Source organism: Ancylothrix sp. D3o (genome assembly GCF_025370775.1).
Lineage (GTDB): Bacteria > Cyanobacteriota > Cyanobacteriia > Cyanobacteriales > Oscillatoriaceae > Ancylothrix.
On sequence record NZ_JAMXEX010000060.1, the window covers coordinates 1 to 7,562 of the forward strand.

Annotated in this window: 12 protein-coding genes and 1 pseudogene; 6 read left to right on the top strand and 7 right to left on the bottom strand. The window is 42.4% G+C overall.

Annotation, left to right across the window (positions count from 1 at the left end; genetic code table 11):
* Nucleotides 1-673 (bottom strand): SNF2-related protein (locus NG798_RS26295; RefSeq protein ID WP_261226687.1); only part of this gene is annotated, 673 nt, incomplete at its 3' end.
* Nucleotides 674-713: 40 nt separating this feature from the next.
* Complete coding sequence (locus NG798_RS26300; RefSeq protein WP_261226688.1) at nt 714-1,145, bottom strand: EVE domain-containing protein; 432 nt, start codon at nt 1,143-1,145, stop codon at nt 714-716.
* Nucleotides 1,146-2,327: 1,182 nt separating this feature from the next.
* On the opposite strand from NG798_RS26300, the gene NG798_RS26305 reads away from it, so the two are divergent.
* Nucleotides 2,328-2,918: a hypothetical protein gene (locus NG798_RS26305; protein WP_261226689.1), complete on the top strand. Its 591-nt coding sequence runs from the start codon at nt 2,328-2,330 to the stop codon at nt 2,916-2,918.
* Nucleotides 2,919-2,978: 60 nt separating this feature from the next.
* A protein-coding gene (locus tag NG798_RS26310; RefSeq protein ID WP_261226690.1) for an IS630 family transposase occupies nt 2,979-4,017 on the top strand; the annotation gives its coding sequence in 2 pieces (ribosomal slippage) (nt 2,979-3,503 and nt 3,505-4,017; 1,038 coding nt in all).
* Nucleotides 4,018-4,177: 160 nt separating this feature from the next.
* Here NG798_RS26310 and NG798_RS26315 read toward each other — a convergent pair.
* Both NG798_RS26315 and NG798_RS26320 read right to left on the bottom strand, forming a co-directional pair.
* A complete protein-coding gene (locus NG798_RS26315) occupies nt 4,178-4,585 on the bottom strand; it encodes a hypothetical protein (RefSeq protein WP_261226691.1) in 408 nt (135 codons plus the stop codon).
* Nucleotides 4,578-4,721: pseudogene (locus NG798_RS26320) on the bottom strand (element excision factor XisI family protein); the annotation flags it as partial. The pseudogene NG798_RS26320 and the gene NG798_RS26315, both read right to left, overlap by 8 nt.
* Before the next feature lie 166 nt (nt 4,722-4,887).
* On the opposite strand from NG798_RS26320, the gene NG798_RS26325 reads away from it, so the two are divergent.
* Both NG798_RS26325 and NG798_RS26330 read left to right on the top strand, forming a co-directional pair.
* A complete protein-coding gene (locus NG798_RS26325) occupies nt 4,888-5,232 on the top strand; it encodes a hypothetical protein (RefSeq protein WP_261226692.1) in 345 nt (114 codons plus the stop codon).
* Nucleotides 5,229-5,432 carry a hypothetical protein gene (locus NG798_RS26330; protein WP_261226693.1) on the top strand — a complete coding sequence of 68 codons (204 nt, stop codon included), beginning with the start codon at nt 5,229-5,231 and terminating at the stop codon, nt 5,430-5,432. Before NG798_RS26325 ends, NG798_RS26330 begins: the two co-directional genes overlap by 4 nt.
* A gap of 7 nt (nt 5,433-5,439) precedes the next feature.
* On the opposite strand, the gene NG798_RS26335 is transcribed toward NG798_RS26330, so the two are convergent.
* Nucleotides 5,440-5,724, bottom strand: coding sequence for a hypothetical protein (locus tag NG798_RS26335; RefSeq protein ID WP_261226694.1), 285 nt, complete (start codon nt 5,722-5,724; stop codon nt 5,440-5,442).
* A gap of 45 nt (nt 5,725-5,769) precedes the next feature.
* On the opposite strand from NG798_RS26335, the gene NG798_RS26340 reads away from it, so the two are divergent.
* A complete protein-coding gene (locus NG798_RS26340; protein WP_261226695.1) occupies nt 5,770-5,937 on the top strand; it encodes a hypothetical protein in 168 nt (55 codons plus the stop codon).
* 46 nt (nt 5,938-5,983) lie between these two features.
* Nucleotides 5,984-6,136 (top strand): hypothetical protein, encoded by a 153-nt coding sequence (locus NG798_RS26345; RefSeq protein WP_261226696.1) that lies wholly within the window; start codon nt 5,984-5,986, stop codon nt 6,134-6,136.
* On the opposite strand, the gene NG798_RS26350 is transcribed toward NG798_RS26345, so the two are convergent.
* Both NG798_RS26350 and NG798_RS26355 read right to left on the bottom strand, forming a co-directional pair.
* Nucleotides 6,092-6,481: a hypothetical protein gene (locus NG798_RS26350; protein ID WP_261226697.1), complete on the bottom strand. Its 390-nt coding sequence runs from the start codon at nt 6,479-6,481 to the stop codon at nt 6,092-6,094. The genes NG798_RS26345 and NG798_RS26350 overlap by 45 nt on opposite strands.
* Entirely contained in the window at nt 6,447-6,698 is a 252-nt protein-coding gene (locus NG798_RS26355) for a hypothetical protein (protein ID WP_261226698.1), read from the bottom strand. Before NG798_RS26355 ends, NG798_RS26350 begins: the two co-directional genes overlap by 35 nt.
* Between the last annotated feature and the right edge of the window lie 864 nt (nt 6,699-7,562).

Sequence of the window (7,562 nt, forward strand, 5' to 3'; positions counted from 1 at the left end):
AAAAGAGTTTGAAACTCTGCAAGAATGTGTGGATTCTGCTTTTAAAAATTGTCCTAACGTATGCGCGTAATGCTATACTATCAACAATCCGAAAATCTAAACCAAATTTATCTCGCATTTGGTCGCGCCATTGAATTTGCAATGCTGAAGGGCAGATAATTAAAATGCGCCGGCAACGATGACGGATGGTTAATTCTTGGGCTACTAAGCCAGCTTCAATGGTTTTTCCTAATCCTACGTCATCCGCAATTAATAAGTTAACGCGGGGCATTTGAATCGCACGAACAACGGGATCAAGTTGATAATCTTCGATGTCTATACCGCTGCGAAAAGGAGATTGGAGAGTGCGAATATCGGCGGTTGAAGCGGCGCCCCAGCGGACTGCATCTAAAAAAGCATCTAATTTTGCCGGTTCATCAAAGCCAGTAGGTTGTGGTAGTTCCATCCGTTCCCGAACAGATGCTTCTGGTTCTAATTCCCAGACTACTTGTAATTCTTCCCCCAAGGCATCATCTTCTATAGAGGAAAGTGTAACTAAATTCTCAGGCCGATCTGTTCCTTTTACCAGTGGGTTGGTCGGTATGGCGCTGGGCCGAATGTCGGTTACTACATATTGGCGCGAACGCACTTTTACTAATTGGCCAAGTTCTGGTACTGCTCTAGTAAAACTCATAATTTTTTGTAAAAGTTTAGATATTGATGAAGATTAAATGTTAAATGGTTGAGTTAATTATTTCATGGATCTGCTGCCATTCCTGGGATGTAACTTTATAGTTAGTAGCGTTTGGCTGACGAATCACAGATAAGCTCTTCAGTATTGGGTCTTGTTTTAAGCTTTCCCGTAGCAATGGTGCGTCTAACAATTTTTTCGTAAAGCGAATGATTGCTTGAGGTTTAATACCCAACCGGCTTTTCTCCAGCCAATCCTCTATATCCGGCTGCTTATCCAAAATCTTTGGTTGTCCGATAATTTCGGCGGTGGCATAAATTCCAGCTTTCTCCCCCGCCTGCCAAATCAATACCCCATCCCCAACGGCCATCTCGTTGACATAGCGTGTCACCAGCCAAGGCATTTGCTCAGAATCACGGATGGCGTCCCGCAGCCGATAGTATTTGGGGTTTCCTTGAAATAACCAATATGCCACTTGTTTTCACCGGCAACATAAGCTTTTGTGCTGTTTGGGGTAATTATAGCTAAGTTACTGCTCCTAGTTGGCAAGGGGGCCGGTGCGCGGTTTTGAGTTTTCACGCATTAGGTAAGGAAATCTCAGGAATCTCTGCTTCTTTGGCAACCCTCAAAACTTTTGCTAAAGCACGATATCTTGCCGACTTAGCAATCATTACTTGAAGTAATGAAGTAGAAACCTGTAGAAAATTGATTAAACTAGCAGGTATAAAATGAGATGAGAGCTATAGAGTTTAAGCTGATTTATTTGAAATAAATCGAGCAAATTCGCAGGCGCTGGGTTGTTAAAAAAAATAGAGTAACTGCTAACAAATTCTTTAGCTATTAAACAGATAGGGGCACTTCTCTAAAAGCTAGAGGCGCAAGTTTGGCAGTTAAGCTATCAAGGAAAAGTTTATGATGTCGCCTTTTATCCAGAGTGATTTGATGAGAGGCCGGGTTTGCAGTATATGAGTTGGGAAAATCCGCTTTTTGAGCGTTTAATAGTGAGCTTCAGAAAGTATTGGGGGTGTGACAAATTATAAATTTAAATGATAAAAACCAGTAGTTATTTTTGCTCTATATTATGCTTCCTGCCAAGAAATTGTAAAATCTTTACAGTGGTATGCTTACACTTTATAGAAAAAATCTACAGCTAAATTGCTTTCGCCCTTTGGAATATAACAAAAAACCATCAACCTTGTTCCACCTCTTTTCAAAATATCTGGCCCAATTGAAAACGCTAACAAAAAGCAAAAAACTACGTTGATCAACTCACCCCATTCATTCTCGCCATAGCCTTCCGAGGTGAACTCGTTTTCCAAGGTTCTGAAGTGAGTTAAAAGTGTCGAACCCTGAACGCTGCAAATGTTCCTAATTTTTCACCTCAAGCGCTGGGATGTGTTGCCTGTGGATGATTTGGGTGAACAGGTAGAAAATTGGAAAGTCTAGGATCTGACGGGTACTTTCTGATCGCAAGACTACAAAGAGTTTCGCGCAGAAGTGAAAGTCCTATTGCACTCTTGCTTCGCGTTACGTGTAGCACAGTTTGGAGATCAAGCCAGTTTGAGAACTGCTGCGAAAAGGGAAGCTGGATCCGCTCACTGGAATGCTACATACATTGAGGAGTTGAAGCTAAGATAGGTAAAAATGGTAAGCTTCAATGGATTTAGGCGCATTTGCTCTTAGCATAATAACTAATTTACTGTCAAGTGTAATCTCCGAGGGTACAAACTACAGTGCACTACCATTTTTTCAGCGTCGAAAGATTGAAAGACGTATTGAGGATGCAACGGCAGAAGTTGTGGAACCTTTGTTGCCATTTCTTGCTCACGAAGGGATTTCAGAAGATAAGCAGCACCGCTTAATCGAGACATGTGTTGAGGAGTTGCGTCCTTTGACAAAAAAACCAGAACAATTGTTTCAAGGTTCTCTCAATGGACAAAAGATTTTTGACGACTTGTATACTAACCGTGATTTACCACAAGTAGTTATCGAGGATGGACTGAAAGATGTTTATACGCTCTTGTGTCCTCGTATTGCGACATTACTTTGCAAGATACCAGTAGCTGTAAAAGATTGGGAGAGTGAGGCTTGGTCTGAAAATTTTCGTCGTTTGGATGAGATTACAAGTCAATTACGCACGCTCTTTAATAAAGTTGATGAATTAGCAGCAGCGCCGTCACGAGATGCAGACGCAACACTCACAGTGGTACGACGAACACTTGCTCAAAAGATTTGGCTTGAACTATAGCAATCCTAAATAGGTCAAAACAGGTATAATATTAATTGCTGTCTAAATTTAAAAATGAACATGGACATTATTTCTGAGTTAAATGATTTTCTTAATCAGACGAAAGAAGCTAGAGAAATAAAAAGAGCTTTAGCTGTCAAGATGATTTTAGAAGGAAGATCCTACCATGAAATAAAAGAATTATTACAAGTTTCTCATAGCTTTATTAGTCTGTGGAAAAATCAAGCTCTGTTTTTCGGAGTAGAGAGCTTAAAATTACAATTTAAAGGAACTCAAGGTAAATTAAAACCCGAAGAAAAAAGCCAAGTTATTTCCTGGGTAAGAGAACAAGAACATCTAAGATTATCAGACTTAAAAAATTATTTAGAACAAGAGTATAAAGTTATCTATAAATCAAATCAAAGTTATTATGCTTTGATGGCAGAAGCAAAAATTAGTTGGAAAAAAACTCAAAAAAAGAATCCGGCAAAAAACGAAGAACTCGTGGAAGCTAAAAAAAAAGAAATCATTGAAACATTAGAGAAATGGAAAGAAGAAATAGAAAGTGGAGAGCTTGTGGTATTTATGGTTGACGAATGTCCTGCAACTGTGGGGAGACATTTTAGGCTATGTATGGGGTAGAACAGATCAACGAATAGAAATTCCCATGACAAATGAAAAAAGCCGACAAACTTATTATGGGGGATTAGACTATAAAATAAAAGAGTTTATTGTCCACGAATACGAGCGTGGAAATACAGAAAATACGATTAAGTTTGTCAATTATTTACGCTCAAAAAGAAAAGGAAAAAGAATAGCTATATTTTGGGATGGAGCCACTTACCATGACTCAAAAGAATTTCGGGAATATTTAAGTATAGTAAATGAAGGTTTATCAGAAGAAGAATGGCTAGTTACTTGTCATAAATTTGCCCCTAATGCTCCAGAACAAAATCCCGTAGAAGATATTTGGCTACAAGTTAAAAACTTTATCAGACAATTCTACCATTTATGTAAATCTTTTAAAATGGTAAAGTGGCTATTCAAGTTTTTTGCTGATGGTCAAATATTTGATTTCCCGAAACTTTATGAGTATGGAATTTTTTCACAACCTATTTAGGATTGCTATAGATTTATCAATCCCTCTACAGAAGCCGGTGCGAGTGAATCCAAATAAGTTTTTACTGGGTTGTTGAGTTGCTTGATTGAGTGGAGTAAAAGGGGCCGGTGGTTTGCTTTTCTTTACCGAAGTACGGATGGGTGCTCCCGATGTAACTTGGTCAGTCCCACCAAGCATATAACTGCTGAGAATTTATTTCCAGTTCATCGCAACCCCAAACGAACTTCACAAATTCACCTGCAAAATCTAAGTCTTTTACCCCAATAACTGTTATCGCATCAATAACCAAATCATGTGCTTTTTTGTCAGCATACCCTATTCCATCAAAGCTTACTGTTACCCCGTTTTTTTGACAGCGCTGCCCGAACTCGATAAATGAACTTATTGATGGAGTCGCATTAAAATATGCCGAAGGTTTTGTGTATCCCTCTTGAAGAATATGTTGTAATGTTTGCAACGACAAGCCCTGGAATTTAATAGCGTTTGGGGTGTATTCAGTAATTGACGTACCCAGTATTCTTTCGATATTTTTTGCCATAAAATTAATAACAATAGTAATTCTAAGCAATAGCGTATCCGGTGTACTGTCGCACATCAGATGGATGAAACGCTAGAACAATTTTGTTTTGGGGTATTCCGGCAACAACGAGTTCGCCTGTGATACCATCTTCTATGCCGTCTCTTTGAATCCAGATTTTACCATTAATTTTTACCATCAACTATTTTGGGGGTAAAACTGAGATTCCGACAGATAACTATTTCGTTTATTTGAAACCTTACTGCCGTTCGTTACATTTTTATTTGGGACCCTCGAAAATGTCGGTAAAATTTAGTATAATATATTTTTGTTTGCTCTACATTTACAGGATAATGGTCAAATTATCGAACCAAACTTTAACTACTATCTTTTACCTACAGAGGCGGTTAGTAGAACTAATTGATGAAGCAAAAGCTGTTGAATTTGCTATATTTGAACGATTTGGTGAAAATGAAGTAACGCTGCCCGAATTGGATCAAATGCAAAGTAGTGTGGAAAGGCTGAGAATGCCCTATTCACGTCTGCATACCTTAGCCCTAGGGATAGCTGAGTACCAGCCGGTGGCTCCTGATGCTATGCTGGACCTATTGGCTCAAACTATTCAGCAAACTGAGGCATTAATCGGTGCTGTAGAAGCAAGCATTTCTGAAACTAAGAAAAATTGGAATTTGCCATGAATCCACAACTCCAAATACCAGACCCCCAAACGAGAGCGCAAAGTGTTGCAAGGTGGCGCGAAGTTAACCAACAAATAGACTTGCTCACCCTACAACTTGATGAATTAATTGCGATGGTAGAAACTGGTCTGCGAGAGCAACGTCAGGCTAGACTTCAAGGTAAAGGTAAAGGTCAAGCACCAGAAACTATTAATCGATAAGATCGGTTTAGAGTTCTCTTTTAAGTGGCTTAATTTCGTTGGCTAAAATATCTCGAAGAGCTTCCAGTTTACTGGTAATTTCGCGGGTCGGTTCAATATCTACCGACCCCAAAACATTCATTGACGCCCAAAAATCTATCGGCTCTTGAATATTCATCGGCCTCCGAACCCCCACCGGCCTCCGAACATCCACCCGCTCTCCGACATCCATCTGCATCATAAAATACCCAGGCCCCAAAAAATCCACCGCTTCTCCGGTACCCATCGGCCCCAAAAAATCCACCGGCGCCACAAGATTCCCTGGCCCCTCTACAGAAAGCGGATCTGTGGCATTGCCATGTGCCGGTGGTCTGCATTTGTCGAGCGAAGTGGCTTCGGAGTATGTGCGTATTGCGTGATTGCCCCGGTTTATTTGGATGCCGATGGGATACGCTATTTAGCTCGTGTTCGCCTGTGGTGCCGGTGGGATACCCTATTGGCCGCTGTTCGTCTGGGATGTCGGTAATATACATTTCTTCTGAGCCGGCCTGTAAAATTCTATGAAATAAGGCATGGACGAGCGTGACACCGGCCCTGACAAATCTACCGACATCTCAAAATCTGCCGGCCTCCCAAAATCCCTTGGCGCATCCATATCCAACCGCACCGCCACTGGCATCTCAACATCCACCGGCATCCCACCACCGGCCTCCCATATCCCCTAGCCCCTCTACAGAAGCCGACCATATCACATCCCCCGGTGCCGGTGGTCTGCATTTGTAAGAGCGAACTGGCTTCTGAGTATGCGGGTATTGCGGTAATTGACCCAGGTCTAATTCGCTGCCAGTGTTCGTTTGGGGTGCCGGTGCGGCAATTTGTTTATGTTTATTTGGGTGCCGGAGGGATACGGGAGGGGGCCGGTGTCCGGCTGGGTTGCCGATGTTTGCCTGGAAAACTACCAGGGCAGATGCACTGCTTTCTCCAATTGGCCGGTGTCCGCCTGGGTTGCCGATGTTTGCCTGGGATGCCGGTAATCTATATTTTGCCGCAGCCAGAGTGTGAAATCCCATAAGATGAAGCATTTTCCGAGCGTACCACCGGCCCCCACGCGAGTTCCACCGGCACCTCCATATCCACACGCCATCCAGCAGATTTATCGGTGTCTGAAGATTCGGTTGCGCGACTATTGTATGCACCGGCCCCCCTCCAATCCGTCGGCCTCATAACATCCACCGGCCCCCCAGCAGCCAAGGGTGCTTCAATATTCCCCAGCGCTATGACCTCCATTGATGCCGGTGAATCGCACGGAAGTTTTGGGTTGGCTCTTGACTGGCTTGATTCGGTTGTCTAAAGGGGGCCGGTGGTAGGTGGCATTTTATTTGGAGTCAATTCGCAGGCCGGTGATCTGCTTTTGTGTACAAATGGGTTTCGGAGTATGTGGGTTTTGCGTGATTTGCCCCGGTTTATTGGGATGCCGGTGGTATTGCGTAATTTGTCCAGGTTTTTTGGAGTGCCGGTGGGATAGAGTAGGCCGCTGTCCGTCTGGGTTGTCGGTAATCTCTATTTTGTTTGTGCCGGCCTGAAATGGCCATGAAATAAAGAATTTCTCAGGGTGACACCGGCACCTTAGAGTTCCACCGGCCCCTCAAGATCCAAGGACACAGACAGGTTCACTGGCTTCATTAGATTCAGGGATGCCGGTGAGGTTCAAGGTGTTGGGGAAGTTGGTGATGCCGGTGGGCTTACGAGATGACAATTTTTCTCAAAGCCTTCTAAGATCAGACTTTCAGGCTCTAGCATCCAAAAAAACTCCTCCGTTACCCATGCCTCCTAAATCTAATCATTTGATGAATGGTCGTGCTTAGAAAGCCATTGTTGACAAAAATGCCTCTCACACCGGCTCTGAATAACCACATTTTTTTGTCAAGTGGCTCAATCCCTTGCCCAAAAAAGCTTCCAAGACACTTGTCACCCCGTCAGAAAACAAATACTCTTTTAGTATGGAAAATCCTCTGGCATCTCGAATTTTAGCTCATCTGGACTTATCTCGCTAATATCAAGTAAGTCTTCTTTCACCCATTCAGCCATACTGTATTCGATATCATCAAATGGTGAGTACATATTCTCATTATCCTCCTCCTCTTCTTCATC

Excerpts from the sequence above, each read along its gene's own strand:
- NG798_RS26330 (WP_261226693.1), top strand. The coding sequence starts at position 5,229 with ATGAATCCACAACTCCAAATACCAGACCCCCAAACGAGAGCGCAAAGT.
- NG798_RS26355 (WP_261226698.1), bottom strand. The coding sequence starts at position 6,698 with ATGGAGGTCATAGCGCTGGGGAATATTGAAGCACCCTTGGCTGCTGGG.
- NG798_RS26350 (WP_261226697.1), bottom strand. The coding sequence starts at position 6,481 with ATGGGATTTCACACTCTGGCTGCGGCAAAATATAGATTACCGGCATCC.
- NG798_RS26305 (WP_261226689.1), top strand. The coding sequence starts at position 2,328 with ATGGATTTAGGCGCATTTGCTCTTAGCATAATAACTAATTTACTGTCA.
- NG798_RS26340 (WP_261226695.1), top strand. The coding sequence starts at position 5,770 with ATGTGCCGGTGGTCTGCATTTGTCGAGCGAAGTGGCTTCGGAGTATGT.
- NG798_RS26345 (WP_261226696.1), top strand. The coding sequence starts at position 5,984 with ATGGACGAGCGTGACACCGGCCCTGACAAATCTACCGACATCTCAAAA.
- NG798_RS26325 (WP_261226692.1), top strand. The coding sequence starts at position 4,888 with ATGGTCAAATTATCGAACCAAACTTTAACTACTATCTTTTACCTACAG.